Source organism: Rhizobium sp. AN68 (assembly GCF_030758035.1).
In the GTDB taxonomy this organism is placed as follows: Bacteria; Pseudomonadota; Alphaproteobacteria; order Rhizobiales; family Rhizobiaceae; genus Agrobacterium; species Agrobacterium tumefaciens.
Genome location: NZ_JARWMI010000002.1, coordinates 623038 through 649196, shown reverse-complemented (window position 1 = coordinate 649196; position 26159 = coordinate 623038). Strand labels below are relative to the sequence as shown.

Annotated in this window: 22 protein-coding genes; 10 read left to right on the top strand and 12 right to left on the bottom strand. The window is 59.6% G+C overall.

Going from position 1 to position 26159, the window contains the following annotated elements; all coding sequences use genetic code 11:
* Nucleotides 1-5: 5 nt before the first annotated feature.
* Nucleotides 6-455: an RrF2 family transcriptional regulator gene (locus RBH71_RS06350; RefSeq protein WP_003511094.1), complete on the bottom strand. Its 450-nt coding sequence runs from the start codon at nucleotides 453-455 to the stop codon at nucleotides 6-8.
* A 304-nt stretch (nucleotides 456-759) separates the two neighbouring features.
* On the opposite strand from RBH71_RS06350, the gene RBH71_RS06345 reads away from it, so the two are divergent.
* The 7 genes from RBH71_RS06345 (at nucleotide 760) to RBH71_RS06315 (ending at nucleotide 8833) form a co-directional block, all read left to right on the top strand.
* The gene (locus RBH71_RS06345) at nucleotides 760-1764 is read left to right on the top strand and encodes an LLM class flavin-dependent oxidoreductase (RefSeq protein ID WP_065687796.1); all 1005 of its coding nucleotides are present in this window, start codon (nucleotides 760-762) and stop codon (nucleotides 1762-1764) included.
* A 23-nt stretch (nucleotides 1765-1787) separates the two neighbouring features.
* A complete protein-coding gene (locus RBH71_RS06340; RefSeq protein WP_111802628.1) occupies nucleotides 1788-3128 on the top strand; it encodes an LLM class flavin-dependent oxidoreductase in 1341 nt (446 codons plus the stop codon).
* A gap of 85 nt (nucleotides 3129-3213) precedes the next feature.
* Nucleotides 3214-4401, top strand: a complete 1188-nt coding sequence (locus RBH71_RS06335) for a M20 aminoacylase family protein (protein WP_111802627.1) — start codon at nucleotides 3214-3216, stop codon at nucleotides 4399-4401.
* 23 nt (nucleotides 4402-4424) lie between these two features.
* Entirely contained in the window at nucleotides 4425-4982 is a 558-nt protein-coding gene (locus RBH71_RS06330) for a GNAT family N-acetyltransferase (protein WP_111802626.1), read from the top strand.
* A 13-nt stretch (nucleotides 4983-4995) separates the two neighbouring features.
* Nucleotides 4996-6801 carry an amino acid ABC transporter permease/ATP-binding protein gene (locus RBH71_RS06325; RefSeq protein WP_111802625.1) on the top strand — a complete coding sequence of 602 codons (1806 nt, stop codon included), beginning with the start codon at nucleotides 4996-4998 and terminating at the stop codon, nucleotides 6799-6801.
* Nucleotides 6802-6825: 24 nt separating this feature from the next.
* A complete protein-coding gene (locus tag RBH71_RS06320) occupies nucleotides 6826-7764 on the top strand; it encodes an ABC transporter substrate-binding protein (RefSeq protein WP_065662550.1) in 939 nt (312 codons plus the stop codon).
* 133 nt (nucleotides 7765-7897) lie between these two features.
* The gene (locus RBH71_RS06315) at nucleotides 7898-8833 is read left to right on the top strand and encodes an ABC transporter substrate-binding protein (RefSeq protein ID WP_035199520.1); all 936 of its coding nucleotides are present in this window, start codon (nucleotides 7898-7900) and stop codon (nucleotides 8831-8833) included.
* A gap of 87 nt (nucleotides 8834-8920) precedes the next feature.
* Here RBH71_RS06315 and RBH71_RS06310 read toward each other — a convergent pair whose 3' ends face one another.
* Complete coding sequence (locus tag RBH71_RS06310) at nucleotides 8921-10246, bottom strand: NAD(P)/FAD-dependent oxidoreductase (protein WP_076845543.1); 1326 nt, start codon at nucleotides 10244-10246, stop codon at nucleotides 8921-8923.
* A 231-nt stretch (nucleotides 10247-10477) separates the two neighbouring features.
* Between RBH71_RS06310 and RBH71_RS06305 the strand changes: the two genes are divergently transcribed.
* Nucleotides 10478-10954: an Lrp/AsnC family transcriptional regulator gene (locus RBH71_RS06305; RefSeq protein ID WP_013761655.1), complete on the top strand. Its 477-nt coding sequence runs from the start codon at nucleotides 10478-10480 to the stop codon at nucleotides 10952-10954.
* A gap of 103 nt (nucleotides 10955-11057) precedes the next feature.
* On the opposite strand, the gene RBH71_RS06300 is transcribed toward RBH71_RS06305, so the two are convergent.
* The 7 genes from RBH71_RS06300 to RBH71_RS06270 form a co-directional block, all read right to left on the bottom strand.
* Nucleotides 11058-12713, bottom strand: a complete 1656-nt coding sequence (locus tag RBH71_RS06300) for an ABC transporter ATP-binding protein (protein WP_112155754.1) — start codon at nucleotides 12711-12713, stop codon at nucleotides 11058-11060.
* Entirely contained in the window at nucleotides 12713-13564 is an 852-nt protein-coding gene (locus RBH71_RS06295) for an ABC transporter permease (RefSeq protein ID WP_013761653.1), read from the bottom strand. The genes RBH71_RS06300 and RBH71_RS06295 overlap by 1 nt, the downstream gene beginning before the upstream one ends.
* Nucleotides 13564-14514 (bottom strand): ABC transporter permease, encoded by a 951-nt coding sequence (locus tag RBH71_RS06290; protein ID WP_003511075.1) that lies wholly within the window; start codon nucleotides 14512-14514, stop codon nucleotides 13564-13566. Before RBH71_RS06290 ends, RBH71_RS06295 begins: the two co-directional genes overlap by 1 nt.
* Nucleotides 14515-14712: 198 nt before the next feature.
* A complete protein-coding gene (locus RBH71_RS06285) occupies nucleotides 14713-16323 on the bottom strand; it encodes an ABC transporter substrate-binding protein (RefSeq protein WP_111801108.1) in 1611 nt (536 codons plus the stop codon).
* An 88-nt stretch (nucleotides 16324-16411) separates the two neighbouring features.
* Nucleotides 16412-17125 carry an HAD-IA family hydrolase gene (locus RBH71_RS06280; RefSeq protein ID WP_065687793.1) on the bottom strand — a complete coding sequence of 238 codons (714 nt, stop codon included), beginning with the start codon at nucleotides 17123-17125 and terminating at the stop codon, nucleotides 16412-16414.
* A gap of 256 nt (nucleotides 17126-17381) precedes the next feature.
* Nucleotides 17382-18755 (bottom strand): aspartate aminotransferase family protein, encoded by a 1374-nt coding sequence (locus RBH71_RS06275; protein ID WP_111802623.1) that lies wholly within the window; start codon nucleotides 18753-18755, stop codon nucleotides 17382-17384.
* A 14-nt stretch (nucleotides 18756-18769) separates the two neighbouring features.
* A complete protein-coding gene (locus RBH71_RS06270; RefSeq protein WP_323687211.1) occupies nucleotides 18770-19606 on the bottom strand; it encodes a GNAT family N-acetyltransferase in 837 nt (278 codons plus the stop codon).
* A gap of 324 nt (nucleotides 19607-19930) precedes the next feature.
* Between RBH71_RS06270 and RBH71_RS06265 the strand changes: the two genes are divergently transcribed.
* Nucleotides 19931-20599: a haloacid dehalogenase type II gene (locus tag RBH71_RS06265; RefSeq protein WP_111802622.1), complete on the top strand. Its 669-nt coding sequence runs from the start codon at nucleotides 19931-19933 to the stop codon at nucleotides 20597-20599.
* A 14-nt stretch (nucleotides 20600-20613) separates the two neighbouring features.
* Nucleotides 20614-21888 (top strand): NAD(P)/FAD-dependent oxidoreductase, encoded by a 1275-nt coding sequence (locus tag RBH71_RS06260; protein WP_111802621.1) that lies wholly within the window; start codon nucleotides 20614-20616, stop codon nucleotides 21886-21888.
* Between the two features lie 268 nt (nucleotides 21889-22156).
* Here RBH71_RS06260 and RBH71_RS06255 read toward each other — a convergent pair whose 3' ends face one another.
* Genes RBH71_RS06255 through RBH71_RS06245 form a run of 3 tightly spaced genes read right to left on the bottom strand, consistent with a single transcriptional unit; the run spans nucleotide 22157 to nucleotide 26150 of the window.
* On the bottom strand, nucleotides 22157-23614 hold the full coding sequence (locus RBH71_RS06255) for an NAD-dependent succinate-semialdehyde dehydrogenase (protein ID WP_111802620.1): 1458 nt from the start codon (nucleotides 23612-23614) through the stop codon (nucleotides 22157-22159).
* Nucleotides 23615-23629: 15 nt separating this feature from the next.
* Nucleotides 23630-24673: a tartrate dehydrogenase gene (locus RBH71_RS06250; protein WP_111801112.1), complete on the bottom strand. Its 1044-nt coding sequence runs from the start codon at nucleotides 24671-24673 to the stop codon at nucleotides 23630-23632.
* A 13-nt stretch (nucleotides 24674-24686) separates the two neighbouring features.
* Nucleotides 24687-26150: an aldehyde dehydrogenase family protein gene (locus tag RBH71_RS06245; protein ID WP_111801113.1), complete on the bottom strand. Its 1464-nt coding sequence runs from the start codon at nucleotides 26148-26150 to the stop codon at nucleotides 24687-24689.
* Between the last annotated feature and the right edge of the window lie 9 nt (nucleotides 26151-26159).

Here is a 26159-nt window from a genome sequence, read left to right as displayed (position 1 = left end):
GGCGCTTATTCGCCTGCCGGAATAAATTGCGCGTCTTGTCCGCCTTTTGCCACGAATTGTGCGAGCGTCATATTGTCCAGGATTGTTGCTATGGCGTCCCGCACGTCCGTCATCGAAACCCTGACCTGACAGGTCTCGGGATCGTCGCAGTCGTCGCAGGCTTCAAAAGCGGTGCGGCTGGCACAGCGGATGGGGGCCAAGGGCCCGTCCAGCGTGCGGATGACCTGCCCGATCATGATTTCCGATGGCATTTTCGACAGCGAATAACCGCCATTCGGTCCCTTCTTGGAACGCAGAATGCCGCTGTTGCGCAGTTCCAGAAGAATAGTATCCAGAAATTTTTTCGGAATATTGTTGCGGGTTGCAATCTCGGTCACAAAGGCGGTCTCGCCCTGGGGCAACCGCGCCAGATCGACAAGAGCCTTCAGTCCGTATTTGCCTTTTTTGGTCAACATCGCATGATCCGCAAAGAGGGCCAGCACCTTCTGAGTGCCGGGTTATGGTGTTCTCAACTTACTAAGTAGTTTTTACCGAATTCCCGCGCAAGTCCGTTTCGTCCCGGCTCGATGCACAAAGCGGCTTTACACCATCGTTTTTCGCCCTGTTTCCTCATCGTTTCGGATTGCTTTGCCAAAGACGCCTGCCGAAACCATAGCGGGAAATAATATTTTCTCTGATCGCGTCGCAACGTGGAACGAACGTCCTTTATTACTATATAAAATCAGTAGACAAAGTATGCATCAAAAGACGTGCGAGGTGATGATGTATACTCTCAGTTTGCTGGACAAGAGCCCTGTTCCAACGGGTGAGAACGCGGCAAGCGCGTTCCGCGACACGATCAATCTCGCCAAACGCGCCGAAGAACTGGGCTATCGCCGATTCTGGGTGGCAGAACATCACAATTCGCCGGAGCTTGCCGGTTCCGCGCCGGAAGCGCTGGTTGCATGGATTCTGGCGAAGACCTCTCGTATCCGCGTCGGCTCGGGCGGCGTGATGCTGCAGCATTACAGCCCCTACAAGGTCGCCGAGGTTTTCAACGTGTTGTCGTCGCTCGCCCCCGGTCGGGTCGATCTCGGCGTCGGCAAGACACCGGGCGGGCTGCCGCTTGCGACGTCTGCCCTACAGCAGGCCTATGATCCCGCCCGCAAGCCGGATTTCGAAACGGCTTTTGGTGAACTTACCACGTTTCTCTCCGGTGCCGCGCCGCAGGGGCATGCGCAGGCCGGGTTGCAGGCAACACCGGTGCCGCCGGTTGCGGTGGAACGGTTTCTGCTCGGTGCCAGCCCGGAAAGCGCAAGGCTTGCAGCTTCCAAAGGATGGAATTTCGTCTTTGCCGGCCACCTCAATGGTGATCCGGAGGTTCTTCGCAGCAGCCTCTCGGCTTTCCGTGAGGAGAGCGGCGGAAGGGCGCCGATCCTTGCCCTCTCCGTCTTTGCCGCCAGTGATCCCGACCATGCGGCGCGGCAGGTGGAAGGTCAGCGCATCTACCGGGTGTTCCTCAGCGACGGCAAGGCGTTCAACCTTGGCCGCCGTGAACAGGCGGAAGAATTCGCCCGCCAGTCCGGCGATACCGATTATCGCATCGAGGAGCGTAAGCCCAACGTCCTGCATGGCGGGCCGGACGATATTCACAAGGCGCTGCGCGCGCTTTCCGATGAGCACGGTATCGAGGAATTCATCGTGGAGCCGCCGCATGTGGGGGCCGATCAGAGGCTCGCCTCGATCGAATTGCTGGCCACACACCGCCTTTCCAGGGCCGCGTGAACTTGTCCTCAGGAGGAAATGACATGACGAAAAAGACAATCCGTTTCGGCATCATGCTCCAGGGCCCCGGCGGGCACATGAACGCCTGGCGGCACCCCAAAAGCCCTGTTGATGCCAGCGTCAACTTCGATTTCTTCAGGAAGAACGCGCTGAAGGCAGAAGCCGCCGGCATCGCCTTCGCCTTCGTTGCCGACGGGCTTTACATCAACGACAAGTCCATTCCGCACTTCCTCAACCGGTTCGAGCCTTTGACCATCCTTTCGGCGCTCGCCTCCGTCACCTCGAAGATCGGTCTTGCCGGCACGGTTTCGACCTCCTACAGCGAGCCCTTCACCATCGCGCGCCAGTTCGCCTCGCTTGATCTTCTGAGCGGTGGCAGGGCCGGCTGGAATGCAGTAACGACGCCACTCGAAGGTACGGCGAGGAACTACAGCCGCAACCATCCCGAACATGCGCTGCGTTACGAGATCGCCGATGAATATCTGGAGGTGATCAAGGGCCTGTGGGACAGCTGGGACGACGATGCCTTCGTGCGTAACCGCGAGACGGGACAGTTCTTCGACAGGCAAAAACTCCACACGCTCGGCCACAAGGGTCGCTTCTTCCAGGTGGAAGGTCCGCTGAACATCCAGCGCTCGCCGCAGGGACAGCCGGTGATTTTCCAGGCGGGTTCTTCGGATGCCGGTATCGGGCTTGCGGGCAAACATGCCGACGCCGTTTTTACCAATTCCGCATCGCTCGAGGAAAACCAGACATTCCTCAAGCGCGTGAAGCAGAGTGCTGTCGCGCAGGGCAGGTCCGCTGCCGACGTGAAGATTTTCCCCGGCATCGGGCCGATTGTGGGCGAGACGCAGGAGGAGGCGGAAGCGAAATACGACATCATCCGTAACCTCATCACCATCGAGGATGCGCTCGCCTATCTCGGCCGTTTCTTCGATCACCACGACTTCAGTGTCTATCCGCTGGATGAGCCTTTCCCCGAACTCGGCGAGATCGGCAAGAACAGCTTCCGTTCGACGACCGACCGCATCAAGCGCCGTGCGAAGGAAAAGAACCAGACGTTGCGCGAAGCGGCGCTGGAGGCGGCGACCCCGCGCGAAGGTTTCATCGGAACCCCGGACAAGGTGGCGGACGAGATCATCCGCTGGGTTGAGCACGATGCGGCCGACGGTTTCATTCTGGGCTTCCCGGTGATTGCCGAAGGGCTGGATGATTTCATCCGCCTCGTCATACCGGTGCTGCAACGGCGCGGATATTTCGAACCGCATCTGGAAGGCAGAACGCTGCGTGAGCATCTCGGCCTGCCTTTCAAGGACAGCATCTATTCCCACGCTGAAAGCGGTTCCAGCAAGGCGATCGCATAAAAGCGGGGTCGGGCGGCAGCCATTGCCGCCCGGAGAGAATTTCAAGGTGCTGTGCGGGTAAAGCGCAGCGCAGGAGACCAGAACCATGAATATCCGCATTGACGGCGCGCGTCCGCAGGACGACGCCGAACGGGGAATCCTTGCCTTCATCGAGGAAAGCATCGCCATCCGGCACGATCTTCACCGACATCCGGAGCTTTCGCTTGGGGAAAAGCGCACGGCGGCGCTCGTTGCCCGTTATCTCCTCTCCTTCGGATATGAGGTGACCGAGGGTGTCGGGGGCCATGGCGTCGTCGCCACCTTGAAACGTGGTCATGGTGACAAGCGTCTGGGTATCCGCGCCGATATCGACGCCCTGCCCATCGCCGAGGAAACCGGTCTTGCCTATGCCAGCCAGACACAGGGTGTGATGCATGCCTGCGGTCATGACGGTCACACGACTATCCTGCTCGCTGCTGCCCGTTATCTAGCTGAAACATCGATTTTTTCCGGCACACTGACGCTGATTTTCCAGCCAGCCGAGGAAATCGGTGCGGGTGCTAGAGCGATGATAAAGGACAGGCTTTTCGAGCGGTTTCCCGTCGATGCCGTGTTCGGGCTGCACAATTGGCCGGGTGTCGAAACCGGACAATTCGGCTTTGTCGAAGGGCCTGCCATGGCCTCCGTCGACAAGGCGAAGGTTCGGATCATCGGCAAGGGCGGGCACGGGGCGGCGCCGCATGAAACGGTTGATCCGGTTCTTGCCTCGGCAAGCTTCGTCACCGCCTTGCAGAGCATCGTCTCGCGCAATGTCGACCCGCGAGACATGGCGGTGCTGACGGTAGGCTCCATCCATGGCGGAACTGCTTCCAACGTCATTCCCGAGAGTGTCGAACTGCAGATTACCGCGCGGGCCTTTTCGCCCGCCGTGCGCGACAGACTGGAGGAGCGGCTTCCCGCCCTTGCCAAAGCACAGGCGGAAAGCTTTGGCGCAAGCGCCGATGTCACCTACTCCCGTGGCTTCCCGCCCGTCATCAATCACATCAGGCAGACAGCTTTTGCCCGCGACGTCGCCAAACGGCATTTTCCAGCCGAACAGGTTGCAGAAGGCTTTCAGCCGCGTACGGCGAGCGAGGATTTCGCCTTCATGCTTCTGGAGCGGCCGGGCTCCTATCTCTTCGTCGGCAATGGCGACAGCGCGCCGCTGCACAGCCCTCACTACGATTTCAACGATGCGATCATTGCGCCTGCGGCACGCTTCTGGGTGCGCCTGGCCGAAGCATACCTCTCCTGATGCAACGAGTTTAGGACAATGAGATGAGCGACAGTTTTCTCTACACATCGGTCAAGGATCCGCTCGCAACCCCGCTTCTGGAGGAGTTGCTGTTCGAATATGACAGCCGCTACGGCACATATTTCAACGCGGAAGGCGCCAAGGCGGAACTTAACAAATATCCGCCGGAGGCTTTCAGCCCGCCGTCGGGCAATTTCCTGCTGCTCTTGCGTGGCGGCAAGGCGATCGCCGGCGGTGCCTTCATGCGCTACGACGAGGAAACCGCCGAGTTCAAGCGGGTCTGGACCCATTCGGCCCACCGTCGGCAGGGGCTTGCCAAAACAGTGCTTCAGGAGCTGGAGCGGCAGGCGATCCGGCAGGGTTACGCCCGTGTCTATCTGACCACGGGCTTCCGCCAGCCGGAAGCGGTCGGCCTATATCTCACCAACGGTTATCGCGCGTTGTTCGATACGTCGGCGGATCCTGAAACGATCAGGTCGCTGCCTTTCGAAAAATGGCTTGCCGATAGCGCCTCCGCCTCCGTTGCGGAAGGCGCGTCGATACCAGCGGCCCGGCCGCATTCTTCCCCGGCCCACCCGTGAAAGGCTTTTTCCGATGACGATAGCCTCTGATTTTCCGCATGTTGCATTGAACGACCAGAAGGGTGAACCGATCAAGGGTGGGTATTCCCATTTCCGCATCGTGCCGGCCCGCTACCCCTTGCGGACGGTGGGAACGGTCTTCTCCGTACTCATCATTGCGGCCGTTCTGCATTCCGTTTTCGGCAATCCGCGCTGGGGCTGGGATGTCTTTGCGGAATGGTTTTTCGCTGAACCGGTGTTGGTCGGCTTAGGACGGACGCTGCTGCTGACCGCGCTAGGTGCGGTGCTCGGCTTCGCGCTGGGAACGCTGCTGGCGCTTGCGCGCGTTGCGCGCTCGCCGCTGCTGGTTGCCGTATCCTGGACCTATATCTGGATTTTTCGATCCATCCCGCTGATCGTGCTTTTGCTGATCCTCAACAACCTCGGTTATCTCTATGAGACCGTGACGATCGGTGTGCCCTATACCGGCATCAACTTCTTCAGCTGGAATACCACGCAGCTGATGACGCCGTTTGCGGCCGCCGTTCTAGGGCTGACGCTCAATCAGGCCGCCTTCGCATCCGAAATCGTCCGTGGCGGCATTCTCTCGGTTGATCAGGGGCAGCTTGAGGCTGCCGCAGCACTCGGCCTTCCCCGGCGGCGGCAGGCGTCCCGCATCGTTCTGCCACAGGCGATGCGCTCCATCTTGCCCACCGCCTTCAACGACATCATTGGCCTCGCCAAGGGGACTTCGCAGGTCTATATCCTTGCCCTGCCGGAGCTGTTCTACACGATCCAGATCATCTATCGCCGCAATCTGGAAGTGATCCCGCTGCTGATGGTCGCGACCGTCTGGTATCTGGTGATACTGACGGCGCTTTCGATCGTGCAGCACCATATCGAGCGGCATTTTTCACGCGGTGCGCTGCGCAATCCGCCGCCGTCACTGTTCGCCACGATTTACCGCACCTTCCTGCCGCGCAAACCCTTGCCTGAAGCCGTGGAAACGGTGGCCACGACAGCCGTAAGGCCCGAGCGTTCGGTGCCTGCCCGTGCCGTGAGCTTTCAACTCGGAAATCGTGGCGGGTCGGTCAATATTCATGGCGTTTCGAAATCCTTCGGGTCGCTGAAGGTGCTTGATGATATCAGCCTTTCCATTCCGGCAGGCAGTGTCACCACCATTCTCGGCCAATCCGGCTCCGGCAAGTCCACATTGCTGCGCTCCATCAACCATCTCGAGCGCGTCGATGACGGTTTTATCGCCATAGACGGTGAACTGGTCGGTTATCGTCAAAAGGGCGATACGCTTTATGAGCTGAAGGAACGGGAAATCCTCAAGCGCCGCGCCGAAGTGGGCATGGTGTTTCAGAGCTTCAACCTGTTCCCGCATCTGACCGCGCTTGAAAACATCATCGAAGCACCCATCGCCGTTCGTGGCATATCGAAAGAGCAGGCGCAGACCGAGGCGCGCGATCTTCTGGCTCGCGTCGGCCTTGCCGAAAAAGCTGGCGCTTATCCCCGTCAGCTTTCCGGCGGTCAGCAGCAACGCGTGGCGATCGCCCGGGCGCTGGCGTTGCGGCCGAAGGTTTTGCTGTTCGATGAGCCGACATCCGCGCTCGATCCTGAACTCGTCAACGAAGTGCTTGATGTCATCAAGGAGCTTTCCCGCTCCGGCGTCACGCTCATCATCGTTACCCATGAAATCGGTTTTGCCCGTGAAGTCTCCGACAGGGTCGTCTTCATGGAACAGGGCCGCATCATCGAAACAGGCACGCCGGACCAAGTGTTCAACAGCCCTGAACATCCCCGCACCGCCGAATTCCTCGCAAAAGTTCTCTAATCAAAACAACAAGGAAACACTCGCATGGCTTTTTCATCGAAATTATTGTCGTTGCTTGCAGGCGGTCTTTTCACCGCTACCACCGCGCTGATACCGGCTGCGCATGCGCAGGAAATCGACCTGTCGCCGGAGCAGAAGGGGCGAGTGCGCGCCGAGAAGGTGGAAGAGGCGATCAAGCTTCTGCCCGCTGGACACAAGTTCGTCGCGGATGGAAAGTTGACGGTCGCGACCGTGCCTTTCCGGCTGCCGCTGGTCGATTATGCCAGCGATACGAAAACGCCTATTGGCGTGGAGCCGGATATCGCCCAGCTGGTTGCTGACAGTCTTGGCCTTGAACTTCAGCTAGTTCCCATCGCTTGGGCCGATTGGCCGCTGGGTCTCACCTCCGGCAAATATGATGCCGTCACCTCCAACATCACGGTGACGGAAGCCCGTAAGGAAAAATTCGACTTCTCCAGCTACCGCAACGACCTGCTCGGCTTTTACGTCGGCAGCAACAGCAAGGTGACGAGCATCAGCAAGCCCGAGGATGTGGCCGGGCTGAAGGTTATCGTCGGCGCTGCCACCAATCAGGAGCAGATCCTGCTGAAATGGATCAAGGACAACAAGGCCAAGGGTCTGGCCGACACCGATGTGCAATATTACGACGATCAGGCCGTGCTCGATGTCGCCCTGCAATCCGGCCGCGCGGACGCCTATCTCGGCCCCAACGCGACGTCAGCCTTCCAGGCAGCAAGCCAGAAGAAGACCAAGCTCGTTGGTACCTTTTCCGGCGGCTGGCCGGAAGCGGCGGAAATCGCCGTTGCCTCCAAAAAGGATGCCGGAATTGCCGCAGCCATCACGGCGGCACTGAACGCCCAGATCAAGAACGGCAATTACGGCAAGGTTCTCGCCCGCTGGAACCTCGGTTCGGAAGCCATCACCGAATCCCGCACCAATCCGCCCGGTCTGCCCAAGAGCTGAGTGCTGGTTTGCTGCCAGAAAGCTGAGTTTCCACAAAGCTGAGTTGAAGGTGGGACATCACTCAGCCGGTAGCGCGGGCCTCCTCCCGTCCGCGCTATCTCCGTCCCGCAATTCATTTTATCGGGGAGCCAGAATGGCACTCACCTCTCGTCTTGCCACAGTCACGTTCGGCGTTTTTCTCTCTATCGCCGCTTTCGGGTCGGCTTTCGCAACTGATGTCTTCGATCTTTCGCCAGACCAGCCTGGCCGGATCAGGGTAGAAAAAGACCCCGCAGCGATTGCCGCCATCCCGAAAGATTTCAAATTCATCACCCCGGGCAAACTCACGGTCGCGGTTGCACCTGGCGGACCACCGCTCGCGACCTATGCGACGGACGCCAAGACCGTGGTGGGTGCCGATCCGGACTATGCGCTTGCGGTGGCTGATAGTCTCGGCCTTGAGCTTGAGCTGGTTGCTGTCGCCTGGGCCGACTGGCCGCTGGGGCTTGCCTCCGGCAAATACGATGCTGTCATTTCCAATGTCGGGGTGACCGAGCAGCGCAAGGAGAAGTTCGACTTCTCCACCTACCGTCAGGGCCTGCACGGCTTTTTCGTGAAGTCCGACAGCGGCATCACCGCCATAAATGAGCCGAAGGATGCGGCGGGCCTGAAGATCATCGTCGGCGCTGGCACCAATCAGGAGCGTATTCTGCTGAAATGGAATGACGAGAATGTAGCCGCCGGTTTAAAGCCGCTCGAGCTGCAATATTATGACGACGAGGCCACCCGGCTTGTCGCGCTTTCTGCCGGGCGGGCCGATGTGATCGTCCAGCCGCATGCGCAGCTGGTCTTCATCGCCGCGCGTGACAAGACCATCAAACGTGTCGGAACACTCTCCGCCGGCTGGCCTGAACGTTCGGATGTCGCCATCACCACCCGCAAGGGTTCGGGACTGGCCGATGCGCTGACGCTCGCCACCAACGATCTGATCAAGAGCGGCGCTTACGCGAAGATACTGGAACGCTGGCAGCTTTCGGAAGAGGCCTTGCCGGAATCGAGAACCAACCCACCCGGCCTGCCGAAAAGCTGACCGGTCGAATAAGTGCGGTGGACGGCAGCACCCGCAGGTCATGCCTGCGGGTGCTGTTTTATTCGTCTGTTGGCCTGCGCGGAACAATCAGAAATCTGCGACCTTGCCCCATGACGAGTCAAGGAAACGGCTGGGATGATACGGGGCGGGGTCAACGATCGGGGTTGAACCCGTCACGATATCGGCGATCAGGTGGCCAGCGCCGGGGCCGATGCCGAAACCGTGGCCGCTGAAACCGGCGGCGAGGATGAAGCCGGGCAATTCGCTGGTCTCGCCGATGGCGGGCACACCATCCGGCGTGCTGTCGATGAAGCCGGCCCAGGCAGCGGATATCTGGGTTTTGCGGAGTGCAGGCAAAAGTTCCAGCGCCCTTTTGTGGGTCTCACGGATGGCGGCGGCATTCGGTTTCGGATCGAGAATACGAACCCGCTCCATCGGCGTCGGCGCATCGAGCCGCCAGTGTTTCAGCGTTTCGTGCCCACCGCGAACGCCTTCCAATCCACCCGGTCGCAGGCTGCGCCAGCGCTTGAGGAACATCGGAACGAATTCGCGTGCAAACCGCATTTGCTGCGCGGTCGGGTCGATGCGACCGAGGCCGCTGATGGCGAGCGTGTAACCGCCGTTGCTCCGGCGTGTTACAGAAACGGCTTTTGTATGCAGCGCATCCGGCAGTCCTTCCGCACCTGCTGTGACGGACAGGATTGAGGAGCGGACAGCGGCTTGCGGAAAACGAATTCCGAGCTGGCGGCAGAAGGACGAGGCCCAGGCGCCGCCGGACATGATGGCGGTTTTGGTGCGGATCGTGCCTTTTTCGGTAACGACGGCGCTAACGCGACCACCTTCCGTCTCCAGACCGCGCGCGGCGCAATTCTGGTGCACCGTTCCGCCCAGTTTCATGAGGGCACGCGCGACGGCCGGCGCCGCCATCGAGGGATCGGCGGTGCCGTCCGTTGGCGAAAAGACGCCACCTTTCCAGCGTTTCCCAGTCGCGCGTCCGCGGTTGCTCGCCTCATCCGCGCTCAACATATGCGTCGTCACGCCTGCGGTGATGGCAAAGTCGCGCCAGCGCGCCCAGCCGGCAATTTCAGCTTCGTTGTCGCTCAGGTAGAACAATCCGCAGCGGCGAAAACCGGTGTCTTCGCCGCTTTCTGCGGCAAACCGTTCCCAGAGCGCCAGGCTCTGCGTTGAAATCGGCAATTCGCGGGCGTCGCGGTTCTGCTGCCGGCACCAACCCCAGTTGCGGCTGGATTGCTCCGCGCCAACAAGACCTTTTTCGACAAGAGCCACTTTCAGGCCACGCCGGGCGAGGTAATAGGCTGCGAACACGCCGACGATGCCGCCGCCAATAATGACGGCGTCCGCCGATTTCGGCAGTTCCGGTGATGTCGTGATCTGTTGCAGCGGCGCAGGCATGGTGGGGCTCCTTGTATTCGTCTTAATTTACCTTGGTCGCCGGGTAAACGCTGCCAGACTGCGCCGATTGTCGGAATCTCCTGCTGTTCGTAGCCATGTCTGCAACTCTTTATGCTGGATGAAAAAAACATCCCCGCGTCGACAGGGCACGCTCATGTGATAAGATTTCCATGGCCGCGTCAGAATTTTATGCCGCGTGCACGAAAAAATATAAAAGGGGTTCCGCACGTGATGAAACTTGACCGGATCGACATCAAGATCCTTTACGAACTCCAGAAAAATGGTCGCATCACCAATGTCGAGCTGGCGGAGCTTGTCAATCTCTCGCCAAGCCCCTGCCTGATGCGCGTCAAGAAGCTTCAGGCCGAGGGCTATATCGAAGGTTATTCGGCACAGATCAACATCAACAAGCTCGGCCAGACGCTGACGGTATTCACCGAGATCACGCTCAAGAACCACCGCCAGATCGACTTCGCCCGTTTTCTCGGCGTTATCGAAAAGATCGATCAGGTGGTAGAATGCCACCTCGTTTCAGGCGGTTACGATTACCTCCTGAAATTCGTCACCTCCGGCATCGTCGAATATCAGTCGATCATGGAGCGGCTGACGGACATGGATGTCGGTATCGACAAATATTTCAGCTTCGTTGTGCTGAAATCTCCGATCATCAAATCGCATATGCCGCTGACCAGCCTGTTTCCGCTTTGAGGTCGAAGACGTCCTTTTGCAGGGGCGCCAGAATGTCGAGACGCGTCGCTTCGTACTCAACGTCATCCTGGGGACGAGCCCGAGGATGACGAAACTGATGTTGTCACCTCTTGGAAAACGCTCGCACCAACTCTGCATCCTGCTGAAGATTGTCGAGCCATTTCGGGTCGAGCTTCGGTACCGAGGAGAACAGGAGCTTCGAATAGGGATGGGTCGGCGACTTGATCGCTTCCGTTGCCAGATGCTCCACTTTCTGCCCGCCATACATCACGACGATTTCGTCGCAGATGGTTTCCACCACAGAGAGATCGTGGCTGATGAAGATGTAGGAGAGGTTCAGCTCTCGCTGGAGTTCGCCGAGCAGGTCGATGATCGCGGCTGCGACGACCGTATCAAGCGCCGAGGTAATTTCATCGCAAATGATGAGCGATGGTTCTGCTGCGAGTGCGCGGGCGAAGTTGACGCGTTGCTTCTGTCCGCCCGATAGGCCGGAAGGATGGCGGTGGCGAACCGAGCGCGGCAGCTTCACCATATCCAGCAACTGGTCGATCCGGGCGTCGCGCGCCTTGCCTCTCATGCCGTGATAAAAGGTCAGCGGCCGGCCGAGAATATCCTCGATGGATTTGGCCGGGTTGAGCGCCGTATCGGCATATTGGAAGACGATCTGCATGCGGCGCAATTGATCGCTGGTGCGTTGGCGGGCATCGGCATCCAGCTGCCGACCTTCGAAGATGACATGACCGCTGGCGGCGGGCAGAATGCCGGCAATGGCGCGCGCCAGCGTCGATTTTCCGCAACCGGATTCGCCGATGATGCCGAGATTGCGTCCGGGATAGACTGCAAGGCTGACGGAATCGACCGCACGCACCAGCGGCATATGGTCATCGCCTTTCGTTCCATATCCGGCGATCAGCTTCTCGATATCCAGCAGCGGCTTCGCGTCACTTTGTTTTAGCGGCGCTACGGTGCGTACCTTGTCATTAAAAGCGGTGAGCAACTCCCGCGTATAAGGATGCTGGGCATTCTCGAGAATATCCGTGGTCGTGCCGGTTTCCTGTATCTCGCCGCCTTTCAGCACCACGATCCGGTCGGCAATCTGGGCGACGACTGCGAGATCGTGCGAAACATAAACGCCGCCGATACCGCCCTTGCGCATCGCTGATTTGAAGGCGCGGAGAACCTCGATCTGTGTCGTCACATCGAGTGCCGTGGTCGGTTCGTCGAAAATGACCAGGTCCGGGTTGCCGATCAGCGCCATGGCTGCGGAGAGACGCTGAAGCTGGCCGCCGGAAACCTGGTGCGGATAACGGTCGCCGATGGTTTCGGGATTGGGCAGCGACAATGCCTTGAACAGTTCCACCGCTCTTTGGCGCGCCTCCTGCGGCGGCATCAGATCGTGGATGCGGGTGACCTCTATGACCTGGTCGATAATCTTTTGCGCCGGATTGAAGGCGGCTGCGGCGCTTTGAGGGACGTAGGAGATTTTCGTACCGCGGATCTTCGCCCGTTCCATTTCGGAAAGCTGTACCATGTCGCGGCCTGCCACCGTGACGCTGCCGCCGGAAATACGGCAGCCTGGGCGGGCATATCCCATCAATGTCAGTGCAATGGTGGTCTTGCCGGAGCCGCTTTCACCGATCAATGCGACGATCTCGCCATTGGCGATATCGATGTCTACACCCCTGATGATTTGGATGCGGCGGCCGGAATCGGTGGTCGCCTCGACTTTAAGTCCACGGATTTCAACAAGATTTGTCATTATTCGCTCCTGTCGCGGATTTTCTGCGGCAGATTGTCGATCAGCAGATTGACGCTGATCGTCAGGCTGGCAATCGCCAACGACGGAAAGATCACGGCTGGCGCGGCAAAGGGCAGGCCGCCGATGTTTTCACGCACCAGCGCACCCCAGTCTGCATTCGGCGGCTGCAGGCCGAGACCGAGGAAGGAAAGGCCCGACAGAAGCAGCACGATGAATACAAAGCGCACGCCGAGATCGGCCAGCACGGGACGGATGATGTTGGGCAGGATTTCGGAGCTGATGAGGTGCAAGAGGCTCTCGCCGCGCACGCGGGCCACGGTGACGAAATCCATAGTGTTGACATTGACGGCGAGCGCCCGGGCAAAGCGATAAGCGCCGGGCGTATAGATTACCGACAGGGTGACGATCAGCACAGGAATGGAGGAGCCAACGGCAGCGACAACCACAAGTCCGAAAAGCTTGCTTGGGATGGAGTTCACCGCATCGAGAAAACGGCTGAGGGCCGCATCGAACCAGCCGCCGACCACGGCAGCGCTCATGCCGAGAACGACGCCCGACACGCAGGCGATTGTTACGGCCGCAAGTGAAATGCCGACCGTGAAACGCGCGCCCATGAGAATGCGGGAAAACACGTCGCGGCCGAGATAGTCGGAGCCGAGCCAGAGATCGGAGGTCATCGGACCGAAATAATCCAGATCGACGATTTCACCGACGGGATGCGGGATGAGATAGGGCGCAAAGATCGCAACCATGGCCCAGAGAAAAATGACGAGAAAGCCGAAAACGCCGACGACGTTGATTTTGTAACCCAAGCGCGAGGTCCCCGAAGTTGTTTTGATATTGTCGGTCATCAGCGCAGCCTCGGATTGGACATGATGGCGATGATATCGGCGGTTGTGATGAGGAGGAGATAACCGACGCAGAAGATCATTGCGCAGCTCTGGATCAGAGGCAGATCACGGGTCGCGACGCCATCAACCATCAGCTTGGCGATGCCTGGATAATTGAAGATAGTCTCGACGATGATGACGCCGCCGACGAGATAGGAAAGCGACAAAGCAACCGCATTGACGATGGGACCAAGCGCATTGGGAAGTGCGTGGCGCAGGACGATGCGCATGCGCGGAGCGCCCTTCAGGAGCGCCATTTCCACATAGGGCGTATCGAGCGTCTCGATGACGGCGGCGCGGCTCATGCGGATCATCTGTGCCGACACGACGAAGGTGAGCGTGATGACCGGCATGGCGTAAACCCGCAGCACATCGAACACGGTATGCACCTCGCTGACCAGCGACAGGGCCGGCAGCCACTTCAGATATACGGCGAACAGCAGAACCGCGAGCGTCGCGATCATGAATTCCGGCACGGAAATGACACCGATGGTCAGGATGGTGACGGCGCGATCATAAAGCGTTCCACGCAGCATGGCGGAGCTGATGCCGAGCGTCAGGGCCAGCGGCACGGCGATAACAGTGGTGATGCCGGCAAGCTTCATGGAGTTGACGAAACGTGGGCCTATGAGGTCGGCGATCGCCATATTGTTGGCGTAGGACGTGCCGAGTTCGCCGTGCAGCAGGCCAAAAAGCCAGCGGACAAAACGCAGAAGGGCCGGGTCGTCGAGATGCATGGCGGTGCGCAGACCGGCCACGGCCTCCGGCGTTGCCGACTGGCCAAGAAGGATCGTTGCCGTGTCGCCGGGCAGCAGGCTGGTGGCGGAAAAGACGATAAACGATACGATAAGCAGCGTCGTCAGCATGACGACCAGCCGCCTGGCGATAAGGGAGAGTATCCGGCTGTTCATTTACATGCTCCTGCGACCTGCCTGGATCATGATGATTTCAGGCCCGATCGACCTGAAATCATCATGATCCAAATTATATAGCTGTAGCGAGATATCAGGCGAAAACCGCTTGTTTTTCAAAGTGTCGCTCCAGCTGTGGAGGCTTCCCGCACCGGCGGAAAGGTTGCCGGGCGCATCGGCGCCCGGCCCCTTGGTCTATCAGGCTTCGAGCCAGACGTATTCAGCAAACGCGTAACCCATCATGCCGCCGAGCGGATTGGCTTCCAGACCCTTCAGCTTGGAGGTGATGGCGTCGACATTGGTGATATAGGCGGGAATGATGGTGCCGGCTTCGTCGGCGATCATCTTTTCCATTTCGAAGTAGATCTGCTTGCGCTTGTCCATGTCCAGCATGCCGCGTGCTTCGAGCATCATCTTGTCGAACTTCGGCGACTTGTACTGGCTTTCGTTCCACGGCGCGTCGGAGGCGTAAAGCAGCGAGAACAGAATATCCGGGGTCGGGCGCGGGTTGATATTGCCGAAGTGAATAGGCGCCTTGAGCCAGTAATTGCTCCAGTAACCGTCCGAGGGAACGCGCTGCACATCCAGCTTTACACCGATTTCCGCGGCCGACGCCTGGATGATCATCGCCATGTCCACGGCAGAGTTTGCAGCATCCGAGGTGATGACGGGGATGGACTGACCGATAAGCCCCGCTTTTTCAAAGTGGAACTTCGCCTTATCAGGATCGAAGGCCTTCGGCTTGAGGTCCGGATTGTGGTAGGGACTCATTGGTGGCACGGGCTGGTCGTTACCGACTTCGCCGAGGCCACGCAGAGCCGCCTTGACGATCTGCTCGCGGTTGACGATCGACTTCATGCCGGCGATGAAATCGGCATTGTTGCCGGGCGTCTGGTCCAGCCGCATATTGAGGTTGGTGTAGTTGCCAGACGTTCCCTTGGACAGAACGATGCCTTCCTGCTTGTCGAGCAGGCGCAGCGAACGCGGATTGATAGCCGCTGCGAGGTGGATATCGCCCGAAATGAGGGCGTTAACGCGGGCATTGTCTTCGGCAATCGCGAAGAATTCGAAGCTATCGACGTGCGGACCACCCTGTTTCCAGTAATTGGTGTTTTTCGACATGATCGAGCGGACGCCGGGTTCGAATTTCTCCAGCTTGAAGGCACCGGTGCCGTTCCCCTTGGAGAAATCGGTCGCGCCATCGGCAACGATCATGAAGTGATGCAATGCCAGGATGGCCGGCAGGTCTGCATTCGCGTTTGCCAGCGTGATCTCGACGGTGCTCTTGTCGATCGCCTTGAAGCCGGTCATCTGGGCGGCGATCTTGGCGACCTTCGAACCGACGGCCGGGTCAAGGTGACGCTTCAGCGAATAGACCACGTCATCGGCGGTCAGTGCCTTGCCGTCATGGAAGGTGACGCCGGAACGCAGCTTCACGGTCCAGGTCTTGGCGTCCTTCGTTTCGATGGATTCGGCCAGCTCCATCTGGGGCGTGCCGGAAACATCGAGGAAGCTCAGCCGGTTATAGAGCGCGCAGCAACGAACGTAATCCGTCGAAAGCGAGGCTTTTGCGGGATCGAGCGTGTCGGCCGTGGAGGAGGACCAGCCGGCCGCCTTCAGCGTGCCGCCGGAAACGGGAGTGGCCGCCAGAGCCTGCGAGGCGCGGCCGAGAATGGCCGAACTGGCGGAAAGTGCTACGCCGCCGGCCAGCATCATGTGAAGCAGCTCTCGCCGCGTCGCGCCGCGACGGATAGCCTGTTCAACGGCGGCATCGTCAGAGCGGGTCCAATTTGTAATCCTGTCACTCATGGTCTTCCCCTTTTGTATGATTTGTTGAAATGGCATCTGCAGTAATTTTCGGCATCCACGCCCCAGTGCGCGTCATGCCACAGGCGGTTCAGCGGCCCGAGTGTCTCGTGGCCTCGGCAAGGCCGGCCATCGAGGTGAAGTGGTAGTCCGGTTCGGTAAAGTTCTCCGGCTCGATGGTGCCGCCATATCCCTTCTGGGCGTGGCGGCGCTCTATCCAGCAATTGGTCATCCCGAGTTTCCGTGAAATGCCGATATCGTGGTACTGGCTCTGCGCAACGTGCAGAATGTCGTCCTTCGATGCGCCTTCGCTTTCAACGAAGGCGAAAACCTTCTCGAAGAATGCGGGATCCGGCTTTTCCGTGCCGGTATCATCTGCTGTGAAAGCGGCGTAAAAGGGACTACCGAGTTCCTTCGAGAAATACTCGAAGGCCCAGCGCTGGGCGTTGGTCATGGCAATGAGACGATGCGTCTTTGCAAGCTCGGCCATCGCGGCACGGCTGTCTTCAAAGCCTTTCCAGTTTTTTGCCGCGTCGCGCAGGCGCTCACCCAGAGCGCGCTCCGCCGGCAAACCGAGTTCCGGAGCGATGATCAGGTAGACGCGGACGAGATCGTCCGGAAACAGATCGGTGGCGTCGGAGTAACGCGCCGCGCGGTAAAGGCCGAGCGCCTTTTCACCGTCGACCTCAACGCCGTTTTCAGCGCCGATCTGGATCAGGGTCGATTTCAAGCCACCTTCGAAATCGATGAGAGTTCCCACCACGTCGAAGCTCATATATTTGAAGTCGCTCAGTTTCTTGGGCAATGTCGGTCTCCGCTTTGCCGCGCAGAGCCCTTGGGAAGGCTGCGGCATTTTATTCTGTTCCCGGACGGGATCCTTGCCCCGTTCCCATTCTTGCTAACGCCCTTTTTTATGGCGTTTAGTGCTTTTTCTGTTGATAGTTTGGCAGTTCCAGCGCGCCGGATTCTCCGAAAAGGATCGGGTCTTCGGCAGAATATTGCGAATATGTGCGGCGTTGCGACATTTCGAGAAGGTGCCGCAACGCCATCCACTGTTCGCCTCAGGCCATGGCGGCCCGCACTGCCGGGTCCTCGAGCGTCTGGTCGAGGGTTTTCCGCGTCCGCTCTATAATGGCGTCGATCTCGTCATCGGTGCAACACAGCGGCGGCGCGTAGCCGAGGATGCCGTTGGCGAAGGCGCGCAAGATGAGGCCGTTTTCCCAGGCGCGGTCAAAAACCTTGCGTGCAGGGGCCGCTGCAGCCGGCAGCGGGGTTTTCTTCTCTTTGTCGGTCACAAGTTCGATAGCGGCGAGCATGCCGCGGCCACGTACATCGCCAACCAGCGGATGGCTTCTCAATCCTTCCAGCCCGGCCATCAGCCGCTGACCGGCGCGCCGGCCGTTTTCCAGCAGCCCGCCCTCGTAAAGTTTCAGCACTTCGAGACCAACGGCGGCACTAACGGGATGGGCGGAATAGGTATAACCGTGCCCGACCGCGGCATCGCCGGCGAAGTCGGCTATTGTATCATAAACATGGTCGGCCATGAAGACGGCGCCCATCGGCACATAGCCCGAAGTCAGACCCTTGGCGGCTGTGATGAAGTCCGGCACGATATCTTCGTCGGCACAGGCAAACAGTGGTCCCGTGCGGCCGAAGCCGGTGATGACTTCGTCGGCAACGAAGAGAATGCCGTAGGAACGGCAGAGTTCTCGCATGGCCTTGATCCAGCCAGGCGGCGGCACCAGAACGCCACCGGAGCCCTGAATGGGCTCGGCATAAAAGGCGGCGACCCGCTCCGGGCCGATAGCCTCGATCTTGTCCTTCAGGATTTGCAGGGAAGAGGCGATGATGGCGGCGGGGTCGCTGCCGACCGGATTGCGATAGGCATAGTGAGACGGAATTTTGTGCTGCCAGTCGTAAGGCACGCCGAAACCTGCATGGAAGGCGGGAAGCGCAGTCAAGCCTGAACCGGCGGTGGTGGAGCCGTGATAACCCTGTTCGATGGAAATGAACTGGTCGCGCTGCGGCTGGCCTTTGGCGTGCCAATAATAGCGGATGAAGCGGATGGTGCTGTCCACCGCGTCGGATCCGCCAAGCGTGAAATAGACGTGGTTGAGATCGCCGGGCGCGCGGTCGGCGAGTTCGGAGGCGAGGCGGATGGCGGGTTCGCTGCCAATGTCGAAATAGGCAGTGGCATAGGGCAGTTCACGCATCTGCTTTGCCGCCGCTTCCACGATGCTGTCATGGCCATAGCCTGCATTGACGCACCAGAGGCCGGCAAAACCGTCGATCAGCTGGTGGCCGGTCATGTCGGTAATCGTGGCACCCTTTGCCGATTTCAGCACGCGAACGCCAAGCTTTTCATGGCCGCGGAAGGAAGAGACAGGGTGCACCAGATGGGCGCGGTCGAGCTCGATCAGTGAATTGCTTAACATGGGTCTCTCCGGATTCAGCCCAGCGCCTGGCTGGTCAACGCGAATGTTTTCAGTTTTTTGTCGGCAGAGGTTTCCGCCTTCGGCCGGCGCATAGCGATGCCGCCACCGACATGGGCAAGACCGTATTCGGCAAGCCAGGGACCTAGGCCCGTCTCGGTGGTGGTGTCTACGCGCAGGAATGCGTCGGGGCGCTCGGAAACTACGAAGGCAATCAAATCCTTTGCGATTTCAGCAGTTTCCGCCACAATCGGGCCGATGACTTCACCACGGCCAAAGGCGCGAAGGCCTGCAAAACCCATGATGGCGCCATGCTGTTGAACCACCGCAAACCGTGCCCTATCCGCAAGCTCGGTAAAGAGTGCCGTACGATCCGCACCGAATGCCTGCGCGTCGAGTGCGCCAAGCTCGGCCGGTACAATCGTTTCTGCCCATGCCACGTTAGCGGGCTTATCGGCGGCCGTAGGAATTCCCTGGTGCTGACGCACCTCGCCGCATGCGACGAACCCCATCTTCTCATAGAGTGGGAGGCCTTCAGCGGTGGCGGTCAGACGGCACTCGCGATTTTCCGCAGCATCGACGACCGCCTGCATCAGCTTGCGTCCGAGACCACGGCCGCGCATGGCCTCGTCCACGATCACCATGTTGACGGTGGCGCAGGTGTCTCCGAGAAGCGTGGCCATTGCGGTTCCGACGACGCGACCGTTTTCGATAGCGACGAAACCCTTGCTCAGTGAAAGGACGAGCGCCCAGTCTTCCCGGCGGTGTGGCCAACCGGCCTGGCGGGAAAGCTCGACGGCGGCGTCGAGGTGTTGCGGCTCAAATTTCTGGATATCGATGAGGCTGGCTTGCATGGCCCAACTCCGTTTTATTCTTCATGTTCATTGATAGACCGACGGCAAAAGAACATTGTCCCGACGAATGGCAAGGTTCGATATGTTTCACTGTTGCTTTTACCCGCCGCCGCATCTTATGCCGCACATCATCTGCTTCCATCCGCAGAACGGGGGTGGGCGGCGGCTTCCGGTTTTGTCGCACGCAACTCTCTGCCAAACTGGCGGCTGCATACGCAACAATCTGCTTTCGCGAATGGCAATTGCAGTGCGTCGACCGGGCAAAGGCCTCTATGATCTTGTTATTGCAGCCACCACCCATCCCCAAGCAAGGACGACGACGACATGACCATCTTCCGCCCGAAATACATCACTTTCGATTGCCACGGTACGCTGATTCATTTCCAGATGGCAGAAGCTGCCCGCGATCTCTATGGTGATCGTTTGGGCGAGGCCGAGATGCAGCGATTCATCAAGGACTTCTCTGCCTATCGCCTGGACGAGGTCATGCATGACTGGAAGCCTTACGCCGAAGTTGTCCATAACGCCCTGTCGCGCACCTGCAAGCGCAACGGTGTGGCTTTCAAGGACGAAGATGCGGTAATGGTGTATGAGCGCGTTCCGACATGGGGTCCGCATGCGGACGTTCCGGCCGGTCTGGCGAAGGTTGCCAAGGAAATTCCGCTGGTCATTCTGTCTAACGCCATGAATTCGCAGATCATGTCGAATGTGGCAAAGCTTGGCGCGCCGTTCCATGCTGTCTATACCGCCGAACAGGCGCAGGCCTACAAGCCGCATTTCAAGGCTTTCGAATATTTGTTCGACATGCTCGGCTGCGGCCCGGAAGATATCCTGCACGTGTCGTCCTCCTTCCGCTACGACCTGATGTCCGCGCACGATCTCGGCATCAAGAACAAGGTCTGGGTCAACCGCGGCCACGAACCGGCAAACCCCTATTACGGTTATACGGAGATCTCCGATATTTCCGGTCTCGCGGGCGTCGTTGGACTGTAAGGAAGGACCGGATCATGAAGCTCGTCTCCTATTGGCACGACACGGCGCCCCTGTTTGCGGGGGCGGAGCAAGGTCCTGTCGAAGGCCATTACGATGTGGCCGTCATTGGTGGCGGCTTCACGGGTCTGGGTGCTGCGCGCCAGCTGGCAAAAGCGGGCGCGCGCGTGGTTGTTCTTGAAGGACAGCGCGTCGGCTGGGGTGCTTCCGGGCGCAATGGCGGCCACCTCAACAACGGGCTGGCCCACTCCTACCTATCCGCCAAGGCGGAACTCGGTAAGGAGCGCGCCATCGCGCTCTACAAGGCGCTGGATGCCTCGATCGACACGCTGGAAAGCCTGATCGCCGAGGAAGGGATCGACTGTAATTTCCGCCGCGCCGGCAAGCTGAAAATGGCTTCGAAACCGCAGCATTTCGAAAGTCTGGCGAAGAATTTCGAGGCTGTTCATGCCGAGGTGGATCCCGATACGGCTCTTCTGTCGGTTGACGATCTCAAGGCGGAAATCGGCTCTCCCTTTTATGGCGCCATGCTGTCCAAGAAGAGCGCTATGATGCATATGGGCCGCTATGTGGCCGGCCTTGCGCAGGCCGCCAGCCGCCATGGTGCGGTCATCTTCGAAAATGCAGCGGTGACGAAACATACTCAGAACGACAAGACACACACGCTGGAAACGGCGCGCGGCAAGGTCACTGCCGATAATGTTCTTGTGGCAACCGGCGCCTACACGCCCTCCGGCTTCGGCTATTTCCGCCGCCGCATCATCGCAGTCGGCAGTTTCATCATCGCCACGCGGCCGTTGACGGATGCCGAGATCAAGGCGTCCGTCCCGGGTAACCGCACCTACGTCAACACCATGAATATCGGCAATTATTTCCGCCTCGCACCGGACAACCGGTTGATCTTCGGCGGCCGCGCGCGCTTTTCCACGACATCGGACCAGCGTTCGGATGCCAAAAGTGGCGCGATCCTGATGGATAGCCTTCACCGCATATTCCCGCAGCTTGCGCATGTGCCTATCGATTATTGCTGGGGCGGACTGGTTGATATGACCAAGGACCGTTATCCCCGCGCCGGTTTCCATGATGGCGTCTGGTACGCCATGGGCTATTCCGGCCACGGCGCCCAGCTTTCCACCCATCTGGGCATGATCATGGCTGACGCCATTCTGGGCCGCCCGGACAACAACCCGCTGAAGGGGATGGACTGGCCGGCGGTGCCTGGCCATTTCGGCAAGCCCTGGTTTCTTCCCTTGGTAGGGCTTTACTACAAGATGCTGGATAAGATTCAGTAGCGCGTTAGTTCATTTCTTCATCATGCCGGACTTGATCTGGCATCCAGCCACTGCGCTCCTGCACGGTGAATAGTCTTTTACGATCAATGACGTGATCGCGCTGGACCCCGGATCTATTCGGAGGTCGCGACACGTGAATGCCGTGGCTTTGCCAAACCAATTCATGCCTCCGGATTTTTCTTCCACCCCTGGGAATGCTGCTTTTCAATTTCGCACCAAAAAGAAGGGCCGCAGAGCGGCCCTTTAGGCGGGGAGAAAGAAACAGTCTTTAGGCAAGCCCACCGATGTGGAACGTCTTCATTTCCAGATATTCCTCGATGCCGACCTGTGCGCCTTCGCGGCCGAGGCCGGATTGCTTGACGCCGCCGAAGGGGGCGACTTCGGTGGAGATCGCGCCGGTATTGAGGCCGACCATGCCGAACTCCAGCGCCTCGCCCACGCGCCAGGCGCGTTTGAGGCTTTCAGTGTAGAAATAGGCGGCAAGGCCGAAGGGAGTGCCGTTGGCGATCGCAATCGCCTCCTCTTCCGTCTCGAAGCGGAAGAGCGGGGCGACGGGCCCGAAGGTCTCTTCGCTCGCCAGCCGCATGGCGGTTGTTGCGCCCGTCAGCACCACCGGTGCGGTATATTGCGAACCTTCAGGCAGATCATGAGGCTTGGTAATGATCTCGGCGCCCTTGGAAACGGCGTCATCGATATGCGCGCGGATTTTGGCGATTGCCGGCTCGTTGATCATCGGACCAATGGAAACACCTAGCTCCGTTCCGGGTCCGACACGCATGGCATCGACGCGATCAGCCAGTTTTTTCGCAAATGCATCGTAAACGCTCGCCTGAACGAGAATGCGGTTGGCGCAGACGCAGGTCTGACCGCCATTGCGGAATTTCGAAACGAGCGCGCCTTCGATGGCGAGATCGAGATCGGCATCGTCGAATACGATGAAAGGGGCATTGCCGCCGAGTTCCAGCGACAGTCGTTTTACACTGTCCGCCGCACCGCGCATCAGCAGCGAACCGACACGGGTAGAGCCCGTGAAGGAAATTTTCCGCACCGTCTCATTGGCCATGATCTCGTTGCCGATCTCCGTCGGCATGCCGGTGACGATGTTGATGACGCCAGCCGGAATGCCTGCACGTTCGGCGAGAACGCCGAGCGCTAGGGCCGAATAGGGCGTGAATTCCGAGGGCTTGATGACCACGGTGCAGCCAGCCGCCAGTGCAGGTGCGACCTTGCGGGTGATCATGGCGTTCGGGAAATTCCACGGTGTGATGATGCCGCAGACACCGACCGGCTCCTTCAGCACCACGATACGGCGATCCGGCGTCGGAGAGGGAATGGTGCCGCCGCTGATGCGTCGGCCTTCTTCCGCAAACCACTTGACGAAGGATGCTCCGTAACGGATTTCGCCCTTGGCCTCTTCGAGTGGCTTGCCCTGTTCGATGGTCAACATCAGGCCGAGATCGTCGATGTGTTCGATCATCAACGCGAACCATTTTTCCAGAAGCGTCGCGCGCTCCGCGTGCGTTTTCTTTTTCCACGGCCCGAAGGCAGCGTTGGCGGCTTCGACGGCCGCGCGGGTTTCCACGCTGCCCATATCCGGCACGGTGCCGATCACCGCCTGCGTCGCCGGGTCGATCACGTCGACCGTCTTGCCTGATGCGGCCGCTTTCCATGCCCCGCCGATCAAACCCATCTGGCGAAAGAGTTCCTTGTCCTTCAAGCCCTGCATTATCTGTCTCCGAAATCAGTCGAGAGCCGCGAGAACTGCGGCAGTTATTACGTCTGTCTTGTCCTTGCCCGGCACGGTGCCAATGCCCTGGCCGGTCGCCTTTTCCAGCGCCGCCATGACCCGCCTGGCCGTATCCGCCTCACCCAGATGCTCCAGCATCATGGCGCCGGACCAGATGGCGGCGATGGGGTTGGCAATGCCGAGATGGGCGATGTCAGGGGCCGAACCGTGCACCGGCTCGAACATGGAGGGTGCCGTGCGGTTGGGGTTGATATTGGCGGAGGCGGCAAAACCGAGGCCGCCTTGAATGGCCGCACCAAGATCAGTCAGGATATCGCCGAAGAGGTTTGAGGCGACCACGACATCAAGGCTTTCCGGCGCCATCACCATGCGCGCCGCCATGGCGTCGATATGGTAGCTGGAAACTTCAACATCCGGATATTCGGCGGCGAGCTTTTGCGTCACCTCGTCCCAGAACACCATCGAATATTTCTGGGCGTTGGATTTGGTGACGGAAGCCAACTTGCCGCGACGCTTTTGCGCCTGCTCGAAGCCGAAGCGCAGGATGCGTTCCACGCCCTTGCGGGTGAAGATGGAGGTTTCGACAGCGACCTCGTCTTCGGTGCCCTGATGCACGCGTCCGCCGGCACCGGAATATTCACCTTCGGTATTTTCACGGATGCAGAGAATGTCGAATCCATCCGCTTTCAACGGTCCCTGCACGCCGGGCAGAAGCCGGTGCGGGCGGATATTGGCGTATTGCACAAATGCCTTGCGGATCGGCAGAAGCAGGCCGTGCAACGATACCGGATCCGGCACCTCCGCTGGCCAGCCGACCGCGCCCAGCAGAATGGCGTCGAAGCCGCGCAGGGTCTCGATGCCATCCTTCGGCATCATCGCGCCGGTCTCCTTGTAGAAGGCGCAGGACCAGGGGAATTCGGTGCCTTCAAGCGCAAAACCGGAGCTTTTTGCTGCGGTGTTGAGAACCTGCCAGGCGGCATCAGTCACGCTTTTGCCGATGCCGTCTCCGGGAATGAGTGCGATGCGATGCGTTTTCAAGATGTTTCCCCTGTTATAGTCCGATCAGGACGCTTTTGCTCTTGCGGTTGGCGAGATAGGCCTCCCGTCCGAGATCCTTGCCGATGCCGGAGCGTTTGTAACCGCCGGTCGGCAGGATATGGTCGCGGGAGCGGCCATAACGGTTGACCCAGATCGTTCCTGCCTGGATGGCGCGAGACAGGCGCATGACGCGCGAGATATCGCGGCTGAAAAGACCCGCGGCAAGACCGTAGGTAGGATGATCGGCGAGCGCCAGCGCCTCTTCTTCCGTCTTGAACGTTTGCAGGGTCAGCACCGGCCCGAATATCTCTTCTGTGACAGCAGGTGAGGTCTGGTCGACATTTGCGATCAAGGTCGGCTGGTAGAAATAACCCGGACCGTCCATGATCGCGCCGCCCGTCAGGCATTCGCCGCCATGGGCGACAGCCGCCTGCACGATGCCGTCAATGCGCTGGCGCTGCACTTCGGAGATGATCGGCGAATACTGTGTTGCTTCGTCCCAGGTCGGGCCGGGCTTCACCGTCTTCATGCGGGCGATGATTGCGGCGGAAAGCGCCTCTGCGACACTCTCTTCAACGATGATGCGCGAGCCGGCAACGCAGGCCTGCCCGGCATTGGACAGAATATTGCCGGCGATCGCGGCTGCGGCTTTTTCGATATCGGCATCTGCAAAAACCAGCTGCGGACTTTTGCCGCCCAGTTCCAGCGTCATGGGCTTGACGCCGGTACGCGCGATATTTGCCATGATGGCCGAACCTGCTGCCGTCGATCCGGTGAAGCTGACCTTGGAAATTTCGGGATGGCCGGTGATGGCATTGCCTGTCACAGGCCCGTCACCCAGCACGATGTTGATGAGCCCGGCGGGCAGCCCTGCCTTGATGGCCAGTTGCGCCATGAAAATGCTGGAGAAGGGCGTCATTTCCGATGGTTTCAGCACTACGGCATTGCCGGCTGCGAGTGCCGGGCCAAGCTTCCAGCCCGCCATGGACACCGGAAAATTCCAGGGCGTAATGGCGCCCACGACGCCATAGGGCTCGGTCATGATCATGCCGACGCTTGTATCGTCGGTCGGCACGAGATCACCGCCCTCCTTGTCCGCAAATTCGGCAAAGAAGCGGATCTGTTCGGCAGTGACGGCGATATCGCCGGCAATCAGGTGGCCCACGGGCCGGGTGGAGGAGAGCGCCTCGATTTTCGCCAGCGTCTCGGCTTCCTGCTCGATCAGGTCTGCCCAGCGTTGCAGCACCCTGGTGCGCTCACGCGGGCGCACGCCGGCCCAGTTACTGCTCTTCAGTGCGGCTTTGGCGGTTTGCACCGCCTCATCGACAAGTGCCGCATCCGCCTTCGGGCAACCGGCATATTCGATGCCGTCCGAAGGACGATGCATGTCGATGCCGTTTTTAGCCGGGATCAGCCGGTCGCCGATGAAATGGCCGATCGGCAGGGACAGGCTGTCTGGATCGAAGCTGAGCGTCATGGATGATCC